Source organism: Empedobacter sp. GD03739, from assembly GCF_029843245.1.
Taxonomy (GTDB): Bacteria; Bacteroidota; Bacteroidia; order Flavobacteriales; family Weeksellaceae; genus Empedobacter; species Empedobacter falsenii_B.
Genome location: NZ_JAOCHX010000056.1, coordinates 1 through 17,652, shown reverse-complemented (window position 1 = coordinate 17,652; position 17,652 = coordinate 1). Strand labels below are relative to the sequence as shown.

Below are 17,652 nucleotides of genomic sequence, written 5' to 3'. Positions count from 1 at the left end.
TATTCGTTTTATTGTTTAATCAATTAAGTATGATGCTAAACAAAATTTAAAAACCGTGCAATTCAAAATTTAAATTGTACGGTTTTTTTTAATTGTAAGATATCTTATTTTAATCTCTTGAGAAAGGTAAAATAGTTTGAGTTGTAGAACCTAAACCTTCAATTCCATATTCGATAACATCTCCTGGTTTTAGCCAAACTTGAGGTGTTTTTCCCATTCCTGATCCTGCAGGTGAACCTGTAGAAATAATATCTCCAGGTAAGAAAGACATAAATTGAGATAGGTAAGAAATTAATTTAGGAATGCGGTAAATAAAATCACTTGTATTACCATCTTGCATTAATTCTCCGTTTAATTTTAACCAAACACGTAAATTATTTACATCCTCGATTTCGTCTTTTGTTGCAATAAAAGGTCCAACAGGTGCAAATGTATCACATCCTTTTCCTTTGTCCCAAGTTCCTCCACGTTCTGTTTGGAAAGCACGCTCAGAAATATCATTAATTAAGGCATAACCATATACGTGATTCATTGCCTCTTCTTCCGTTACATTATTTGCTTTTTCACCAATAATAATACAAAGTTCTGTTTCCCAGTCCATTTTTGTAGAACCATTTGGTTGCATAATTCCGTCTTCTGGTCCGTTAAACGATTGATTAGCTTTGATAAACATAATCGGTTCTGCTTGTTGTTGTAAACCTGTTTCTTTTACGTGATCATCAAAGTTAAGACCTACACAAACAATTTTTCCTGGGCGAGTTAAAGGTGTACCAATACGTACATCATCTTCAACTAATGGCAAGCTGTTAATGTTAAGCTCGATATATTTTTGTAAAGTTTCTTGTTTTTCTGTATTTCCAAAAAAATCATCATCATAAATAATTCCTGATGCTGAAACATCGAATTTTTTCTCATCGATGATTACACCTGATTTCTCCTGACCTTTTGGTCCGAATCTAAAAATTTTCATCTTCTTTATATTTTTTCCGCCACAAATATACGACGTATTGTTTTTTGATTAAATAAATAAAAAAAGACATCTGTCATTAACAGATGTCTTATAAAGATAAAAAATAATTATATTTATTTAAAATTATTTAGCAATTCCTCTCGAAATTACAATTTTTTGAATTTCTGATGTTCCTTCGTAAATCTGAGTAATTTTTGCATCGCGCATCATACGTTCTACATGATACTCGCGAACATAACCATTTCCTCCATGAATTTGAACGGCTTCTGAAGCAACTTCGTTCGCTGTTTTAGAAGCAAATAGTTTTGCCATTGCACCAGAAATAGAAATGTCTTTTCCCTCATCTTTCTCAACCGCAGCTTTAAAACATAACATACGAGCAGCTGTAATATTAGTTGCCATATCTGCTAATTTGAATGCAACAGCTTGGTGATTGATGATTTCTGTTTTGAAGGCTTTACGAATTTTTGCATAATCTAACGCTAATTCATAAGCACCTTGTGCAATTCCTAAAGCTTGAGAAGCGATACCAATACGTCCTCCGTTTAAGACATTCATTGCGAAAGCAAATCCAAATCCGTCTTCACCAATACGGTTTTCTTTTGGCACTTTAACATCATTAAAGAATAATGAATGTGTGTCAGAACCACGGATTCCCATTTTTTGTTCTTTTGGTCCAATTTCGAAACCTGCCCATCCTTTTTCTACGATGAAAGCATTGATTCCTTTGTGACCTTTTTCTGGATCAGTTTGAGCGATTACTAAATAAGTAGAAGCTGTTCCACCATTCGTAATCCAGTTTTTTGTACCATTTAATAAATAGTAATCTCCCATATCTACCGCAGTAGTTTTTTGAGAAGTCGCATCAGAACCAGCATCTGGTTCAGATAAACAAAATGCTCCAATCACTTGACCAGAAGCTAATGGTACTAAATATTTTTGTTTTTGATCTTCGTTACAATATTTTTCCATACCAGCACAAACCAAAGAGTTGTTAACTGACATGACAACAGCAGCAGAAGCATCAACTTTAGCGATTTCTTCCATTGCAATGACATAAGAAACGCTATCTAAACCAGATCCTCCGTATTTTGGGTCAACCATCATACCTAAGAATCCAAGTTCTCCCATTTTTTTTACTGCATCAGTTGGGAAAGTAGATGTTTCGTCGCGTTCGATAACTCCTGGTAATAATTCGGCTTTAGCGAAATCACGAGCAGCTTCTTGAATCATTAATTGTTCTTCCGATAATTGAAAATTCATGTGATTATTTATTTATGGTTTTTATTATTTTATGATTATGACTTTAATTTTTATTCAAATTTTAGAGAAAAAACAAATGCTCTGGTTGATAATGAATTCAAACTTCCTGTCCAGTATTTAGGTTTTCCAGGTTCATCATTATCAGGTACAATTTCATTATTAAAAAAGAACATTCCTTTTAGCGCTGGCGTAAGTTTAAATCGTTTGAAATAAATTTCAACACCAATTTCTGCTTGCCAGTTAAAATTATTCGTTGTAGTTCTGAAAACTCCAGTTTCGTTATCGTCTTCTTTGTTTTCGTTTGATTGTAAATTCATCAGATAACCCAAACCTCCTTGAATATATGGACGTGTATTGAACCAACGATCTCCGTGAAAGTTAAGTAACAACGGAATTTCAACATAAGTGGATTTTACTTCGCGCATAACTTTAGAAGGATCAGCTAAAGTCTCTCCAGTAACTGGATCTTTTATATTATTGAAATGTAAAATACGTTGAGCAAAATGCAATCCTGGTTCTGATTTTAAATCAATATAATCATTCACACGCATTTTTGCGATTAATCCAACAGAGAAACCAGCTTTACTTTCTTGATCCAAATAAACCAAACCGTGTTCATTTACTCCATCATCTTCTGGTATTTGAGAACCTCCTGGTAAGGCAGGATCAGTTTGAGCTTTAGGAACAATCTTGTAACTCATCATATTAGTTCCCAAGAAATATCCAAAACTAAATTTTTTCTGATCAGTTTCAGTTCTGTTTTCGCTTCTGTCATTATTAGGGCGAAACTGTGCATTTGCAATGCTAGCAACAGTTAACGATAATGCGATGATTAGATTTTTTCTCATAGACTTTCAACGAATAACAAGCAAATTTATTTTATGCTCTTATAAATGCTTGCAATACCAAAAGTAAGTTTTTTATCAATAGGTTGTGTAAATTTTACACTTTTCAGGATGTTTTTCATTTCTTCTCCATGTGGAAAAGCGCGAACTGAATCTGGTAAATAGGTATAAGCACTTTGATCTTTCGAAACCATTTTACCAATTGCAGGTAAAATATTTTTAGAATAAAACGTATACAATTGTTTCATTGGGAAAGCTGTAGGATAAGAAAATTCTAAAATAACAAAAGTTCCGCCTGGTCTTAAAACACGATTAATTTCTGCTAAACCTTTCTCTAAGTTTTCAAAATTACGAACACCAAAAGAAACGGTCACACAGTCAAAAGTGTTATCAGGAAAAGGTAAATTTTCCGAATCACCTTGCACCATTTCGATACGATTTTCTAATCCAGCTTCTTTTACTTTTTTGCGACCAACTTCCAACATTCCGTTAGATAAGTCTAATCCAGTAATTTTTGCATCGGTATTTTTACCCATCATAATCGCTAAATCTCCTGTTCCAGTCGCGATATCTAAAATCGTTTTTGGTTGAGAAGCTTTTACCATTTTGATAACATCTTTTCGCCATTGAATGTCGATTCCCATTGATAAAACACGGTTTAATAAATCGTATTTTGGCGAAATATTATCGAACATTTGCTCGACTTGTTTCTTTTTATTTAGATCTGATGCTTCGTAAGGAGTTACTGCATCGTGTTGATGATTTGCCATTTTGTAAAGTTATAAAATCTAAATCTTATTCGTAATTCTCGAAATAAAATTGTTTAAAATCTTCTTTGTTAAATATTTTCGATAAATCAGTTGCTTTCTCGCTTCCGCCACTTTTTATGAACATTTTAGGATAATCCTGATCAATGTTATAGTAAAAGTTTTCGATGTATAATTGAGAAGATTTTTCGATAATTCCGTGATAAACCTTGTTATCTATTGCAATGTTGTTTGATAAAAAGATAGAATCTTTGTTTTTTCTAACACCATAAGGTCGTGTAAATGTATAATATTCTTGATGTGTAGGATTTATAAAACCATTTGCTCTTGTAATATCTACAACCGTATCTACATTTTTATTATTAAAACTATAAACGATATGCGCTTTTCCTTTTTTCAGGTCTACTCGTGCATTTTGTTGCGGTGCAATTGTAAAATCTTTATCGTTAATTTTGATTGTCAAGGTTTTGTTTGATGGATTGTCAATCACATACCCATCTTTTTTGCTCAAAAAAGTGTTATAAATAACAACGATCAAAGCAGCTAATCCACAGACGATTAAAAGACCAATTAATGAAGGATTTTTTTTCATGCTGCTAAATTAATTATACTTTATTAATTTCGGTATGAGTTATTACATATTTTTCATGACTATTTTAATGAAATGTGTAACTTTGTCGCTATTATTTTTTTATTAAAATTGAACAATATTAATATGATAAACTCTGTAATTACAGGTTCTGGACACTATTTACCAAATAGAATTGTTACGAACGAAGATTTTGTTAACCACGAATTTTATGACGAAAGTGGAAATCGTTTGGATAAAACTGGTGAAGAAATTACGCGTAAATTTGAGGAAATTACAGAAATCAGAGAAAGAAGATATGTAGAAGATGATTTATTAAATTCTGATATCGCAACTTTTGCAGCTAAAAAAGCAATTGAAGAATCTGGCGTTAATCCAGAAGAATTAGATTATATAATCGTTGGGCATAACTTTGGAGATATTGATCCTGTTGGTCATCAAATTGATATTATGCCGTCAATTTCGGCAAAAGTGAAACACAATTTAGGAATCAAAAACCTAAAATGTAAGCCTTATGATATGACATTTGGTTGTCCAGGTTGGATAGAATCATTGATTTTAGGACATCAATTTATTCAAGCAAATATTGCAAAGAAAGTTTTGGTAATCGGTTCTGATACGTTATCTCGTGCTGTAGATCCGCATGATCGTTCTGCGATGATTTTTGCAGATGGAGCAGGAGCAGTTGTTTTGGAAGCGAAAGAAGCTGATTATAAATATGGAATCATCAATCACGAAACGTTAAGTTATACAGGTGATGAATTGGCTTACTTGACAAATGGACGTTCTGCAAATCCAGATTATAAAGGTTCAATCAAAACAATTAATATGAAAGGTCGTAAAGTTTACGAATTCGTATTAAAAAATGTTCCACCAGCAATTAAAGAATTGTTAGATGAAACAAATTTATCAATTACCGATATTGATAAAATTTTATTGCACCAAGCAAATGCAAAAATGGATCATGCAATGATAGAGCGTTTATACAAATTATATGGTGTAGCTGTACCAGAAAAAATTGATCCAATGACAGTTCAATTCTTAGGAAATACATCTGTAGCAACGGTTCCTACAATGTTTGATTTAATCAAAAAAGGAGAATTAGCTCCTCATCAATTTCACGCAAATGATAAAATTATTTTAGCTTCTGTTGGAGCTACAATGAATGTTAATGCAGTGATTTATCAATTCGAAAAATAAAAACAAAAAACACATATACTATTGTGAATACATTCGGAAGACTATTTAAAATTTCAACTTTTGGCGAAAGTCATGGTGTAGCGATTGGAGGTGTAATTGATGGCGTTCCAAGTGGAATCGAATTAGATTTTGATTGGATACAAGCGCAATTAGATCGTCGTAAACCAGGACAATCTGCAATTGTGACACAACGAAAAGAACCAGATACAGTACAATTTCTTTCAGGTATTTTTGAAGGAAAAACAACAGGTGCTTCTATCGGGTTTATTATTCCGAATGATAATCAAAAATCTCACGATTACGATCATATAAAAGACGTTTTTCGTCCTTCTCATGCCGATTTTACATACGAAACCAAATATGGTGTTCGCGATCATAGAGGTGGAGGAAGAACTTCTGCGCGAGAAACGGCTAATTGGGTTGTTGGTGGTGCTGTTGCAAAACATGTGATTCCAAATATCAATATTACAGCTTATGTAAGCGGAGTAGGTGAGTTGAAGTTGGATAATGATTATTCTACATTAGATTTTTCTAAAATTGAAGAAACGGCAGTTCGTTGTCCAGATCTAGAAATGGCAGAAAAAATGATTAATCGTATCAAAGAAATTCGCAAAGAAGGTGATACAATTGGAGGTGAAGTAACTTGTGTTATTCAAAATGTGCCAGTTGGTTTAGGTGAACCAATTTTTGATAAATTGCATGCACGTTTAGGACAGGCGATGATGTCGATAAATGCCGTAAAAGGTTTTGAATACGGCGAAGGTTTTGCTTCTACATCGATGAAAGGTTCAGAAATGAATGATCAATTCAACCAAGATGGAACAACAAGAACCAATTATTCTGGAGGAATACAAGGTGGAGTTTCAAATGGAATGGATATTTATTTTAAAGTTGCTTTCAAGCCAGTTGCGACATTAATGCAAGAACAAACAACGTTGAATGCAGATGGCAAAATGGTAGAAATGCATGGAAAAGGTCGTCACGATCCTTGTGTTGTTCCAAGAGCCGTTCCTATTGTAGAAAGTTTAGCTGCGATGGTTTTGGCTGATATGTTGCTGATACAACGAACAAGAAATATATAAACAAAAAACTCCAACCTTTAAAGTTGGAGTTTTTTGTTATTGTCATTCTGAATGCAGTGTTAACGAAATGAAGAATCTGAGATTTTTCGACAAGCTCGAAAAGACAAGTATTTTTTGTTCTTAATAATTCTTAACCAAAATCCTTCATTTCTTTTCGATAAGTTTCTCCAATTGGTAAAATTTTCTGATTGAGATAAACAGAATTTCCATCAATAGAAGTTAAAAAATCAAGATTGATGATATACGAACGATGAATTCTTTTGAAATGATTTGGTAATTTTTCTTCGAAAGACTTCATGGTTTCTAAGACTAATATTTTTTCAGTTTTGGTATGAATTCGAATATAATCTTTCAAACCTTCAATGTAAATTAAATCTGAAAAATTAATTTTTACTTGCTTTCCATTTGCTTTTACAAACAAATAAGTCGACTGATTTTTAGTTGATGTCGTTTGAAAAAAATCAACATATTTTTTTATAGAGGCATCAAAACGTTCTTTCGTAATAGGTTTCAATAAATAATCAACCACATGAAAATTAAAACTTTCTAAAGCATAATCTTGATAAGCTGTTGTGACAATGAATTTCTGAGAATGATCAAGGATTTTCATCAACTGAATTCCAGTCAATTCGGGCATTTGAATATCTGTGAAAATAAGATCAACTTTATTATTTTTGAGAAAATCAATTGCTTCAAAAACTTCAGTTGTTGCAAGTGAAACAATTAAATTTTCATTTTCAGAAGCATGTTTTTTCAATAATTCAACAGCTAAAGGTTCATCGTCTAAAATAATACACTTAATTTTCGTCATTTAATGGAATTTTTAAGTAAATATGAAAGGTTTCATAATCGTTTTTAATTTCGAAAGTATAATTATTTCCGAAATAATAATTCAATCTTTTTTTCAAATTCGTTAATCCAATTCCTGAAGTTTCATCTTTTTGATGTTGATTAATTTTATTTGAAACGGAAATCTCAAGGTATTCAGAATTAGTTTTTAAATTGATTTTAATTGGATGATTAATGTCTTTTACAACACCATGTTTTATTGCATTTTCGATTAAAGGCGAAATAATATATGGATGAATTAATTTTTTAGAATTCTCAATCAAAAATTCTTTTTCGACATAAAATTTTTCTCCATAACGAATCTGCTCCAAATCTAAATATTGATTGATGTAATCAATTTCTCGTTCAATTTCAATTTTATCTTTATTGGTTTCGTAGGTTGTAAAACGCATAATTGCACTCAAATTTTCGATTGCTTTTAACGAATGAGGAGAATTTACACTCACCAAACTATAAATATTATTGAGTGTATTAAACAAAAAATGAGGATTTATTTGAGATTTTAAAAAATTAATTTCAGCTTCTTTTTTCTCTTTTTCAATGATGTTATTTTGTTTTAGTGTATGGATTGAATGAAATGTCATCCATAAAAAAAGTGACGAAAAAACGATAAAAGAACCATAATGTAAATTGTCGTAAATGTAAAAACTAATCGTTGTTCCTTCAAAATAATTGACTTTATGGAACAAAAAATCTGTAATAATTTGCTCAATAAAATAACGAACAATAATGAATGTTGTAAAGGAACATACTATAGAGAATAATATCGATTTCCAATTGATTTTTTTAAGAAAATAGGGGGCAATAAAAAAATAGATAATAAAAATTGTAATTAACTGAACAATATACATTGTTGATGCAAATAATGTAATTGATTTAAAAAATGAATTTCCGTTAGTTAGATTAACTAATCCAATTGTTATGTAATCAAACAGAATGTAAATAACCCAAAAACCTAAAAGTATAAATACGCTTTTTTGATTTGAGAAGCTTAAATTTTTTTTATCATCTTCCATTGTTTTTGTTTTTTGTAAAATTAGATTCTTTTCTACATAAAAGTGAAGTGATTCGTCGATTATTCAAATGGGTTAGTCGATAAATAAAAGTCAATTTTTTCAGAATCATAGAAATTTGAATCATAATTAAAAATTAACTCAAATGAAAAACTTATTTATTGCAATTGCTACATTTATTGGTACTATGAATTTATCTGCTCAAACAAAATATCAATTTCAAACAAAATTTGATGATGCTATTCCAGTTCTTAATATGGGAACTTTTCACATGGGATATACTCCAGATGCAAGTACGACTGAATTTGATGAGAATAACCAAGATAATGTTCGTCAAATACATGAAATAGCAAAGCAGATTGCGGCTTTTAAACCTACAATTATTTTAGTTGAACAAAATCCTTCTCGCAATAAAGTGTTGAATAAACTTTTTCAAGATTATTTACTTAATCCTAAAATGAAGTTTGAAAATCCAAACGAAGTTGAGTTATTGGCTTATGAAGTTGGGAGACTAAGCGGATCGAAGAAAATTTACGGAATTAATTATCAAGAAGATTATCTTTATATGCTTGGTGATTTGTTGAAAGAGCAAGATGATTCGATTACATTCAAAAGATACATTGAAATGTTCCGAAATAATGAATCGAAAAATGGAGTAACAAAAAAAGATGTAAAATTAAAAGAGTTATTGCAGTACTATAATCAACCAGAATTTTTAGATTTTTCTGTTGCAGTTAATGCGGATATGTTAACGACGGTTTCATACAAAAAATATCCAGTAGGAGCAGAACAAGCGGCGAAATATTATCATAGAAATTTAGCCATGTTCTCAAATATGAACAATGTGCCGATTACAAAAGACGATCGTATTTTTGTATTAATGGGAGCTACACATACGGCTTTCTTTAAAGATTTCTTACGACGTTCGCCAAAGTTTAAAGAAGTAAATACGTTAGATTATCTAAAATAAAAGCATAAAAAAACCTCGCAAACTGCGAGGTTTTTTTATATATAGTTGAATAATAATTATTCTTCTGTAGATGGAGTTTCTTCTGTAACAACTTCTTCAGATACTTCCTCTTTTTTTGCTTTCTTGTCGTTAGCGTAAATAGGGTTATCATAGTTGAAGAAAGAACCTTCTTCTTTAGTAGCATTAGCTGCTTTTTGAGCATCTAATTTAGCTAATTCTGCTCTAGTTTTAGCAGCTTCTTCAGCAGCTTTGATAGATGCAGCATCTGGTACAATTTCAAATCCGAAATCTACTTCAACATCTCTGTGGAAACGAACTTTAGCTTCGTATTTTCCTAAACGTTTGATAGTATTTCCAGGGATTCTAATGTTTTTCTTCTCGATTTCAACACCAGCTTTTACTAAAGCTTCTGCTAAATCTGCATTGTTGATAGATCCAAATAATTTGTCTCCAGAACCAACTTTAGCGTCGATTTTAACAACTAAACCATCTAATTTAGCTGCTTTTTCTTTTGCTGCAGCGATTAATGTAGCTTCTTCTGCTTTACGAGCTTCTAAAACTTCGTTTAATGCTTTTACGTTATTTGGAGTTGCAACTGATGCTAATCCACGAGGGATTAAGAAGTTACGTGCGTATCCAGGTTTTACTGAAACAACTTCAAATTCAAAACCTAAACCTTCTACATCTTGTCTTAAAATTACGTTCATGATATTTTAATATTTAGGTTATTATTTTAATTGATCACCAATAAATGGCATTAATGCTAAGTGACGAGCTCTTTTGATCGCTTTAGAAACTTTTCTTTGGTATTTTAAAGATGTTCCTGTGTAACGACGAGGTAAAATTTTACCTTGCTCATTCACGAATTGAATTAAGAAATCAGCGTCTTTATAGTCAACGTATTTGATTCCAAATTTTTTGAAACGACAATATTTTGAGTTTGATTGTGTTTCGATATCTAAAGGAGATAAATAACGGATTTCTGATTCGCTACCTCCAGCTGCTTTTTTTGCTAAATCGTCAATTGCCATAGCTTTGCTTATTTGTTAGAGTTAGACTTTAATTTTGTTCTACGTTTTTCTGCCCAGTCCATACCGTGTTTGTCTAATTTCACAGTTAAGAAACGGATTACACGCTCATCACGTTTGTAAGCAACTTCTAATTGAGAAACTAACTCGTTATTGTCTGATTTAAATTCTACTAAGTGGTAGAATCCATTTCTTTTGTTTTGAATTGGGTAAGCTAATTTTTTTAAGCCCCAGTTCTCTTTTGCTACGATTTCACCACCGTTAGCAGTAACAAAGTCATTGAATTTATTAACTGCTTCCTCTACCTGAGAATCAGATAGAACGGGAGTCAAAATGAAAACAGTTTCGTAATGTGTCATTTTTAACTTCTTTTAAGTTATTATTTATACTAAAATTCGAGGTGCAAATATAAGAATAATTATTTGAATATCGCAAATGAATAATTATTGATTTTTTATAGATAGCTTATTTGTTGAATATTATCGTTTTATCATATTGACGTTAAAAAAATATTGACTTTTTTTAAAAAAAATTTGCAGTTTAAAAAAAGTAGCTTACATTTGTCAACATAAAAGGCTAATGGCTTTTTCATAGGTTTAGGTTGGTTAAGGTTAAAACCCTCGTTTCTGCGAGGGTTTTCCTTTTTTTTCTAAAAACATCTTCTTAAATTTGGTCATAATAATTAATGTAAAATTTTATGACAACAAAATACAATCCTATTCCAAGCGAGTTATTCGTAAAGAACAGAGCGAAATTTGTAAAAGCAATGAAACCTCGTTCTCTTGCTATTTTCAATTCTAACGATATTTATCCAATTTCTTCAGATTCTACGTTACCATTTGCACAACATCGTGATATTTTTTATTTATCTGGAGTAGATCAAGAAGAATCTATCTTATTAATTTTTCCTGATGCTTACGATCCAAAATACAAAGAAGTATTATTTGTTCGCGAAACAAACGATCATATTGCAGTTTGGGAAGGAGAAAAATTATCAAAAGCTCAAGCAACAGAAGTTTCTGGAATCAAAACTGTACTTTGGTTACAAGATTTACCAAATGTTTTGCGCAAATTGATGGTAGAAGCAGATAATGTTTATGTGAACAAAAACGAACATTATCGTGTAACGGAAGCGCCACAAGTAGAAACGCGCGAAGATCGTTTTGTAAAACAATTGAAAGCAGATTATCCTGGACATAGTTATTTACGTTCAAATCCTATTTTGCAACGTTTACGTTCTGTAAAAGAACCAGAAGAAATTCAATTGATTCAACAAGCGTGTAATATCACAGAAAAAGGTTTCCGTCGTATTTTAAATTTCGTAAAACCTGGAGTTTGGGAATTCGAAATCGAAGCTGAGTTTGTTCACGAATTTCTTCGTAATCGTTCGAAAGGTTTTGCATACACGCCAATTATTGCGTCTGGAAATAATGCGAATGTGTTACACTATATTCAAAATAATCAAGAATGTAAAGATGGTGATTTGATTTTGTTTGATGTTGCTGCAGAATATGCAAATTATTCATCAGATATGTCACGTACAATTCCGGTTAATGGAAAATATACAAAACGTCAACGCGAAGTTTATGATGCAGTTTTACGTTGTAAAAAAGAAGCAGAAACGATGTTAGTTCCTGGAAATAATTGGTACAAATACCACGAAGAATTAGGGAAAGTTTATACTTCTGAATTGTTAGGTCTAGGTTTGTTGGATAAAGCAGATGTACAAAACGAAGATCCAGCTTGGCCAGCTTACAAAAAATATATGATGCACGGAACGTCTCATCACATGGGATTAGATACACATGATTATGGTTTATTGACTGATGATTTTGTGGCTGGAATGGTTTTCACAAACGAGCCAGGATTCTATATTCCTGCAGAAGGTTTTGGAATTCGTTTGGAAGATGATTATGTAATTCAAAAAGAAGGAAAGCCTTTCAACTTGATGCAAAATATTCCGTTAGAAGCAGAAGAAATCGAAGATTTAATGAATAAATAATCTTTCATTATATTAAATGATAACAAAAATGGAACTCAATATTGAGTTCCATTTTTTATTTTAAAGAATATTCTTAATCATTTTCTGGCGCATCATGTGATGGAATATCATCTAAATCTAACATTTCTTTTGCAAGAGCAATCATACGTGGAGTTCCTGTGTGTTTATTTTTTTCGTCCGAAAGTTTTACAACACCAGTCCATTTTATATCTATCGAAGAAATTTCGGTTAATTTCATCACGATATTCATAGGTTTTAAATCAGTGTCATTTGTTAAGTTCGTTCCAATTCCAAATGATAATCCAATTCTTCCTTTGAAAGCTTTTGTAATCATTTCCACTTTTTCTGAATTTAATCCATCCGAGAAAATAATCGTTTTGAATAAAGGATTGATGCCCATTTTTTCGTAATGCGCAATTGTTTTTTCTCCAAATTCAATTGGATCTCCAGAATCGTGGCGAACGCCATCAAATAATTTAGATAGTTTTTTATCAAATTGTCCAAAGAAAACATCCGACGTATACGTATCTGTCAAAGCAATTCCTAAATCACCATAATAAACTTTTACCCAACGATCTAAACTGATTGAATTCGCAATTTTGAATCCGTAACGTGCACCATGAAACATAAACCATTCGTGAGCGTGTGTTCCAATTGGTTTTACACCATATTTATGCGCAAAGTGAACATTCGAAGTTCCAACAAAGCTTTTTCCTTTATGGTTTGTTAATTCTTTCATTACGACATCATGAACTTCGTAACTGTGACGACGACGGGTACCAAATTCCGCAACTGTAACGCCAAGACGATTGTATAAATCAACTTTATCGCTTGTACGTTTTGTGATTTCTTCGTTTGTGATGCGTTTTGCATTAGTTAATTTGTAAAAAACTTCACTAATTAAGCAAAGAATTGGAACCTCCCATAGAATTGTGCGGTACCAATATCCTTCTACGTGAACTTCTACATCAGCACCATTTTGAGCGATTTTTACTTCATTTGGATCATAACGATAACCTTGCAAAAAGTCTAAATAAGCAGGACTCAAATAAGGGCAATTTGTTGTGAAAAAGTCTTTTTCGTCTTTGGTTAAAGCAAGTGAAGCCATTGCATTGATTTCTTTTTGCAATTCTTCTGCAAAACCTTCAGGAAATTGATGTTCACCACGGTTAATGAATTTATAGCGCGCCATTACATCTGGATACAATTTTGTAACGCCAAATTGCATGGTGAATTTATAGAAATCGTTATCGATAATAGATTTTATTATACTCATTTTTTAGGTTTAATTCTAATACATTTTGAAATTTAAAGATAAAAAAAAACCATCAATGTAGATGGTTTTTGTAAGATTATCTTGTTTTGAAGATAATTATTTTGTTGTTCTTTTCTCGATTTTAGGTAATTCGAAATTGAAAATTATAGTTGCGTCTCTGTATGTTGAATATTCAGTTAACCCTGTACTTTGAACGTAATATTTGTTTCTTGCATAAGCTAAACGAGAAGGTAAAATAATTACACCTTGAAAGTTATACAAATCATTTGTAGAACGGTTTGTAGATTTAAAGTGTTTAAGCCCTTCTGCGAAATTTTTCAATTCGACATGTTCTCTTTTTACTCCATTTTTAGCTTCAGTTTCAGTAGGAATGTAGTAATAAAAAGTTGGATCTTGTGTAGCAGAACCATCTCCAGTATTTATACTTGAATAATAAAACTGACCCAAATAACCATATTTTCTTTTGTAGTCTGTACTATTTGTTGCAACAAAATATGTTGAAATAGAACTTAGATAAATAGATGTACTATCATTAGAAACAATAGATTCTCCTGTTCCTTTATGATTTGGATTTTCGGCATACCAAATTCCTAAGTTATCTTGTTTTGCTAAACTTTTTAATGTTGGATAGGCATCATCATCGTTTCCTTTGATAGTATCGAACTTTGTAAGTTTTCCATTTTTAGGATTGAAGTAAAAATCTTCCATATATTGTTGAATCGCTTCATCATCTAAAGCATTACGTTCTTCAACTGGAATTTTAGTTTCTTTATTTACACCATTATCATCATCATTATTACATCCTACTAAAACAGCAGAACATGCAATTAAAGTAACGAAGAATTTCTTTATCATGTTATTTCGATTTATATTGCGAATTTAGAAAAAATATTAGTTTAACCTAACAAATATTCAGTTTTAAATGAGATTAGATAAATTTCTTTGGAGTGTTAGATATTATAAAACGAGATCTTTAGCGGCTGATGCGGTTAAAAAAAATCGTGTAAAAGTAAATGGAGATGTAGCAAAAGCGTCGCGAGATATAATCCCAGGTGATGCGATTGAGGTGAGAAAAGATCAAATAAATTTATCTTTTAAAGTATTGCAAGTGCCAAATAATAGAATTGGAGCTAAATTGTTAACCTTGCATATTGTGGATACAACGCCAAAAGAAGAATATGAAGTTTTAGAGCTTCGAAAGCTTTCGCAAGATTATTATCGTGAAAGAGGAGAAGGTCGACCAACGAAAAAAGATCGCCGAGATTTGGATGATTATTTAGAAGAGGGTGGAGAAGATACTGAAGGTATCATTATAAAAGGAGAAGATTTGGATTAATTCCAAATCTTCTCCTTTTTAAGATGTTTCATAATTTCGTCCAAAATCTCTAATGTACTTTGGTTCGAAATACTGATTGTATATTTTGCCTTTTCATAATATTGATTGCGTTCAAATAAATGTTTCGCAATAAACTCCATCATTTCTTCATTAGAAAGATGAGCAATTAAAGGTCGAGTTTCTTTTTTATTTTCTAATCGTTTCACCAATTGTGGTAATTGTACACGCATAAAAAATGAAATTGAATTGTTGGCAATTTCATTCATATTATCGAAATAAACAGGAGTTCCACCGCCTAAAGAAAGCACAATGTTTGTTGAAGTCAGAACTTCTTTTAAGGCTTCTCGTTCTTTTTTACGAAAACCTAATTCGCCTTCTTTTTCAAAAATCTCACTAATTTTTGTTTGATATTTTTGTTCGATAAAATCATCAAGATCAATAAATTCGAAACCCAATGCTTTGGCTAAATCTTTTCCGGTAGTCGATTTTCCGCTACCCATATATCCTACTAAAGAAATAATCATGATTAGTCTACTGGTAAGTCTTCTGAATAAAAAATAGTTAATCTCGCATATCCATCAAACGTATCAATTTGATATGAATACGTATTCTCCAAACGTCTTGCATCATAACGTTCCACATTATAAGTTACTTGATAATCTTCGTTAGTAACGATTGAATTTGAATGATGATATTTAGATTTTGGCGCATCTTTTTTGATTTCTGCTCTATATTGATTCAAGAATTTAATAGGAAAAGAATATGTTAATTTATAAACAATCTCTTGTGAAACCTGTATTGCTGTTATTTTATTCAAAAACATCGTTCCTTGATTATTGTTTTTAATCTTCAAAGAATCTAAACGATCTGAATTTTGAATGTATAAATTTTTTCCAAGTTTAGAAACCTTGAAACAACGATCATTCAATTTTTGATGAATAATCTGTGGTTGATCTTTTATTAATTCCTTTAATTCTTTCAATGCAAAATTAGACAAATGTGCATCTTTTGTTTCCTGATTACAATTGTTTGCATATTCAGAATCGGGTACGTCTGCCTCTGGGTTGTCAGATTTTTTACACGACACTATCGAAAACAAAGCAATAATAATATATAGTATATTCTTCTTCATTCTAAAATTTCAATCTTTAAATAGCGTTCCGAAAATAATTTCGGTTCACATAGATTTAGATTTGCTGGATGACAAATATAGTATATAAATCATTTATCAAATATATAAAATGATGTTTCTATGGCTTATTTTTTCAGTTTTCTTATCCGAAATTCTATCTTTCAAAAAAAAACTAAAAATTTATCTAAATTTAAGTTCTTAAAACCGAAATGATTAATTAATAAATTGTAAAAAACTTCACAAAACGTTTGTTAAATTAGTATTAAACGCCCTATATTTGCACTCGATTTAAGAAACCGACCTGGTAGCTCAGTTGGTAGAGCACAACACTTTTAATGTTGGGGTCCTGGGTTCGAGCCCCAGCCAGGTCACTTAGTCAAAACGTTCTTTTTTATATAAAAAAATAAAAACGTCTTTCGTTTTGTAAACTCAGATATAATCGTATATTTGCAGTCCGAAAAAACGGAGACCTGGTAGCTCAGTTGGTAGAGCACAACACTTTTAATGTTGGGGTCCTGGGTTCGAGCCCCAGCCAGGTCACAAACTTCTAGTTATTGAGAAGTCTAAAAACAGTAACAACTCCAAAATGGAGACCTGGTAGCTCAGTTGGTAGAGCACAACACTTTTAATGTTGGGGTCCTGGGTTCGAGCCCCAGCCAGGTCACAAACTTCTAGTTATTGAGAAGTCTAAAAACAATAACAACTCCAAAATGGAGACCTGGTAGCTCAGTTGGTAGAGCACAACACTTTTAATGTTGGGGTCCTGGGTTCGAGCCCCAGCCAGGTCACAAGAAGCCAAACAGAAATGTTTGGCTTTTTTTATGCAAAATAATTGAGGTCAACATGATAAATGTTGCGGTAAATAAATATCGTATTGTTTTCGATTAATTTATATTCTCAGTTACTTTGTTCAACCGATTTTATGATTATGAAGAAGAAAAAAACAGTTCTCTCAAAATTAATGAAGGTAATTAAGATTACTGGATTTTCTTTGGGAGGAATTATATTAGTTTTGTATGTTTCGCCTTATTTTTTTAAGGATCAAATTAATGAAGGGATAAAAAGTATTGCTGAAAATTATGTGAAAACTGAAATTGAATTCAAGGATTTGGATATTTCGTTTTTCAATCATTTTCCTAAGCTAACGGTTACCCTAACGGATTCTTCAATCAAAGGTTCTACGCCATATCAAACCGAAAATTTAATCTCTGCGAAAGAAATTGCACTTGGTGTAGATGTCAAAACGTTGTTTGATGATAAAATAATTTTAATGAATTATTTATTACAGATGCAGCGATTAATCTGAAAATAGATAGTTTAGGTCGTAATC

General features: G+C 31.5%; 19 protein-coding genes, 4 tRNA genes and 1 pseudogene. 10 read left to right on the top strand and 14 right to left on the bottom strand.

The features are described 5' to 3' along the window. Positions 1 to 109 precede the first annotated feature (109 nt). The 5 genes from N5E64_RS14020 to N5E64_RS14000 all read right to left on the bottom strand — a co-directional run bounded on the left by N5E64_RS14020 (position 110) and on the right by N5E64_RS14000 (position 4,437). On the bottom strand, positions 110 to 970 hold the full coding sequence (locus tag N5E64_RS14020) for a fumarylacetoacetate hydrolase family protein (protein ID WP_280038018.1): 861 nt from the start codon (positions 968 to 970) through the stop codon (positions 110 to 112). 123 nt (positions 971 to 1,093) lie between these two features. Continuing rightward, positions 1,094 to 2,233, bottom strand: a complete 1,140-nt coding sequence (locus tag N5E64_RS14015) for an acyl-CoA dehydrogenase family protein (RefSeq protein WP_219033597.1) — start codon at positions 2,231 to 2,233, stop codon at positions 1,094 to 1,096. 50 nt (positions 2,234 to 2,283) lie between these two features. Further along, positions 2,284 to 3,081 carry a porin family protein gene (locus N5E64_RS14010; protein WP_280038017.1) on the bottom strand — a complete coding sequence of 266 codons (798 nt, stop codon included), beginning with the start codon at positions 3,079 to 3,081 and terminating at the stop codon, positions 2,284 to 2,286. Between the two features lie 26 nt (positions 3,082 to 3,107). Next, entirely contained in the window at positions 3,108 to 3,848 is a 741-nt protein-coding gene (gene ubiE / locus N5E64_RS14005; RefSeq protein ID WP_038334486.1) for a bifunctional demethylmenaquinone methyltransferase/2-methoxy-6-polyprenyl-1,4-benzoquinol methylase UbiE, read from the bottom strand. 25 nt (positions 3,849 to 3,873) lie between these two features. Next, positions 3,874 to 4,437 carry a hypothetical protein gene (locus N5E64_RS14000; protein ID WP_115001408.1) on the bottom strand — a complete coding sequence of 188 codons (564 nt, stop codon included), beginning with the start codon at positions 4,435 to 4,437 and terminating at the stop codon, positions 3,874 to 3,876. Between the two features lie 123 nt (positions 4,438 to 4,560). On the opposite strand from N5E64_RS14000, the gene N5E64_RS13995 reads away from it, so the two are divergent. Then, positions 4,561 to 5,634, top strand: a complete 1,074-nt coding sequence (locus tag N5E64_RS13995; RefSeq protein ID WP_038334667.1) for a 3-oxoacyl-ACP synthase III family protein — start codon at positions 4,561 to 4,563, stop codon at positions 5,632 to 5,634. Between the two features lie 23 nt (positions 5,635 to 5,657). Next, positions 5,658 to 6,716, top strand: coding sequence for a chorismate synthase (gene aroC / locus N5E64_RS13990; protein WP_115001405.1), 1,059 nt, complete (start codon positions 5,658 to 5,660; stop codon positions 6,714 to 6,716). A gap of 130 nt (positions 6,717 to 6,846) precedes the next feature. On the opposite strand, the gene N5E64_RS13985 is transcribed toward aroC, so the two are convergent. Together N5E64_RS13985 and N5E64_RS13980 are read right to left on the bottom strand one after the other, a co-directional pair. After that, positions 6,847 to 7,527: a LytTR family DNA-binding domain-containing protein gene (locus tag N5E64_RS13985; protein ID WP_125348776.1), complete on the bottom strand. Its 681-nt coding sequence runs from the start codon at positions 7,525 to 7,527 to the stop codon at positions 6,847 to 6,849. Next, complete coding sequence (locus N5E64_RS13980) at positions 7,514 to 8,254, bottom strand: sensor histidine kinase (RefSeq protein WP_185144074.1); 741 nt, start codon at positions 8,252 to 8,254, stop codon at positions 7,514 to 7,516. Before N5E64_RS13980 ends, N5E64_RS13985 begins: the two co-directional genes overlap by 14 nt. 469 nt (positions 8,255 to 8,723) lie before the next feature. On the opposite strand from N5E64_RS13980, the gene N5E64_RS13975 reads away from it, so the two are divergent. Next, entirely contained in the window at positions 8,724 to 9,548 is an 825-nt protein-coding gene (locus tag N5E64_RS13975; RefSeq protein WP_280038012.1) for a DUF5694 domain-containing protein, read from the top strand. 209 nt (positions 9,549 to 9,757) lie between these two features. On the opposite strand, the pseudogene rplI reads toward N5E64_RS13975, so the two are convergent. The 3 genes and pseudogenes from rplI to rpsF form a co-directional block, all read right to left on the bottom strand. Beyond that, positions 9,758 to 10,255: pseudogene (gene rplI, locus N5E64_RS13970) on the bottom strand (50S ribosomal protein L9); the annotation flags it as partial. Positions 10,256 to 10,276: 21 nt separating this feature from the next. Further along, positions 10,277 to 10,579: a 30S ribosomal protein S18 gene (rpsR, locus tag N5E64_RS13965; RefSeq protein WP_019976570.1), complete on the bottom strand. Its 303-nt coding sequence runs from the start codon at positions 10,577 to 10,579 to the stop codon at positions 10,277 to 10,279. 8 nt (positions 10,580 to 10,587) lie between these two features. Further along, on the bottom strand, positions 10,588 to 10,935 hold the full coding sequence (gene rpsF, locus N5E64_RS13960) for a 30S ribosomal protein S6 (protein ID WP_038334492.1): 348 nt from the start codon (positions 10,933 to 10,935) through the stop codon (positions 10,588 to 10,590). 338 nt (positions 10,936 to 11,273) lie between these two features. On the opposite strand from rpsF, the gene N5E64_RS13955 reads away from it, so the two are divergent. Beyond that, positions 11,274 to 12,578 (top strand): Xaa-Pro aminopeptidase, encoded by a 1,305-nt coding sequence (locus N5E64_RS13955; RefSeq protein ID WP_280038009.1) that lies wholly within the window; start codon positions 11,274 to 11,276, stop codon positions 12,576 to 12,578. 73 nt (positions 12,579 to 12,651) lie between these two features. On the opposite strand, the gene pncB is transcribed toward N5E64_RS13955, so the two are convergent. Both pncB and N5E64_RS13945 read right to left on the bottom strand, forming a co-directional pair. After that, entirely contained in the window at positions 12,652 to 13,854 is a 1,203-nt protein-coding gene (gene pncB, locus N5E64_RS13950) for a nicotinate phosphoribosyltransferase (RefSeq protein WP_280038007.1), read from the bottom strand. A gap of 96 nt (positions 13,855 to 13,950) precedes the next feature. Next, positions 13,951 to 14,709 carry a hypothetical protein gene (locus N5E64_RS13945; protein WP_280038006.1) on the bottom strand — a complete coding sequence of 253 codons (759 nt, stop codon included), beginning with the start codon at positions 14,707 to 14,709 and terminating at the stop codon, positions 13,951 to 13,953. Between the two features lie 67 nt (positions 14,710 to 14,776). On the opposite strand from N5E64_RS13945, the gene N5E64_RS13940 reads away from it, so the two are divergent. Next, positions 14,777 to 15,190 (top strand): RNA-binding S4 domain-containing protein, encoded by a 414-nt coding sequence (locus N5E64_RS13940; RefSeq protein WP_038334500.1) that lies wholly within the window; start codon positions 14,777 to 14,779, stop codon positions 15,188 to 15,190. On the opposite strand, the gene N5E64_RS13935 is transcribed toward N5E64_RS13940, so the two are convergent. After that, the gene (locus N5E64_RS13935) at positions 15,187 to 15,714 is read right to left on the bottom strand and encodes a shikimate kinase (RefSeq protein WP_038334501.1); all 528 of its coding nucleotides are present in this window, start codon (positions 15,712 to 15,714) and stop codon (positions 15,187 to 15,189) included. The two genes, N5E64_RS13940 and N5E64_RS13935, sit on opposite strands and share 4 nt — an antisense overlap. A gap of 2 nt (positions 15,715 to 15,716) precedes the next feature. Further along, positions 15,717 to 16,322: a hypothetical protein gene (locus N5E64_RS13930; protein WP_115001390.1), complete on the bottom strand. Its 606-nt coding sequence runs from the start codon at positions 16,320 to 16,322 to the stop codon at positions 15,717 to 15,719. Positions 16,323 to 16,620: 298 nt separating this feature from the next. Here N5E64_RS13930 and N5E64_RS13925 point away from each other — a divergent pair. The 5 genes from N5E64_RS13925 (at position 16,621) to N5E64_RS13905 (ending at position 17,628) form a co-directional block, all read left to right on the top strand. Continuing rightward, a tRNA-Lys gene (locus N5E64_RS13925) sits at positions 16,621 to 16,693 on the top strand. 96 nt (positions 16,694 to 16,789) lie between these two features. After that, positions 16,790 to 16,862, top strand: a tRNA-Lys gene (locus tag N5E64_RS13920). Positions 16,863 to 16,913: 51 nt separating this feature from the next. Next, positions 16,914 to 16,986, top strand: a tRNA-Lys gene (locus tag N5E64_RS13915). A gap of 51 nt (positions 16,987 to 17,037) precedes the next feature. Beyond that, positions 17,038 to 17,110, top strand: a tRNA-Lys gene (locus tag N5E64_RS13910). A gap of 173 nt (positions 17,111 to 17,283) precedes the next feature. Then, positions 17,284 to 17,628, top strand: coding sequence for a hypothetical protein (locus tag N5E64_RS13905; protein ID WP_280038005.1), 345 nt, complete (start codon positions 17,284 to 17,286; stop codon positions 17,626 to 17,628). Positions 17,629 to 17,652 lie beyond the last annotated feature (24 nt).

Coding starts and splice junctions, on each gene's coding strand:
- N5E64_RS13985 (WP_125348776.1), bottom strand. CDS start 7,527: ATGACGAAAATTAAGTGTATTATTTTAGACGATGAACCTTTAGCTGTT.
- N5E64_RS13930 (WP_115001390.1), bottom strand. CDS start 16,322: ATGAAGAAGAATATACTATATATTATTATTGCTTTGTTTTCGATAGTG.
- rpsF (WP_038334492.1), bottom strand. CDS start 10,935: ATGACACATTACGAAACTGTTTTCATTTTGACTCCCGTTCTATCTGAT.
- N5E64_RS13945 (WP_280038006.1), bottom strand. CDS start 14,709: ATGATAAAGAAATTCTTCGTTACTTTAATTGCATGTTCTGCTGTTTTA.
- N5E64_RS14010 (WP_280038017.1), bottom strand. CDS start 3,081: ATGAGAAAAAATCTAATCATCGCATTATCGTTAACTGTTGCTAGCATT.
- ubiE (WP_038334486.1), bottom strand. CDS start 3,848: ATGGCAAATCATCAACACGATGCAGTAACTCCTTACGAAGCATCAGAT.
- N5E64_RS13995 (WP_038334667.1), top strand. CDS start 4,561: ATGATAAACTCTGTAATTACAGGTTCTGGACACTATTTACCAAATAGA.
- N5E64_RS14015 (WP_219033597.1), bottom strand. CDS start 2,233: ATGAATTTTCAATTATCGGAAGAACAATTAATGATTCAAGAAGCTGCT.
- N5E64_RS14000 (WP_115001408.1), bottom strand. CDS start 4,437: ATGAAAAAAAATCCTTCATTAATTGGTCTTTTAATCGTCTGTGGATTA.
- rpsR (WP_019976570.1), bottom strand. CDS start 10,579: ATGGCAATTGACGATTTAGCAAAAAAAGCAGCTGGAGGTAGCGAATCA.
- N5E64_RS13955 (WP_280038009.1), top strand. CDS start 11,274: ATGACAACAAAATACAATCCTATTCCAAGCGAGTTATTCGTAAAGAAC.
- N5E64_RS13935 (WP_038334501.1), bottom strand. CDS start 15,714: ATGATTATTTCTTTAGTAGGATATATGGGTAGCGGAAAATCGACTACC.
- N5E64_RS14020 (WP_280038018.1), bottom strand. CDS start 970: ATGAAAATTTTTAGATTCGGACCAAAAGGTCAGGAGAAATCAGGTGTA.
- pncB (WP_280038007.1), bottom strand. CDS start 13,854: ATGAGTATAATAAAATCTATTATCGATAACGATTTCTATAAATTCACC.
- N5E64_RS13940 (WP_038334500.1), top strand. CDS start 14,777: ATGAGATTAGATAAATTTCTTTGGAGTGTTAGATATTATAAAACGAGA.
- N5E64_RS13975 (WP_280038012.1), top strand. CDS start 8,724: ATGAAAAACTTATTTATTGCAATTGCTACATTTATTGGTACTATGAAT.
- N5E64_RS13905 (WP_280038005.1), top strand. CDS start 17,284: ATGAAGGTAATTAAGATTACTGGATTTTCTTTGGGAGGAATTATATTA.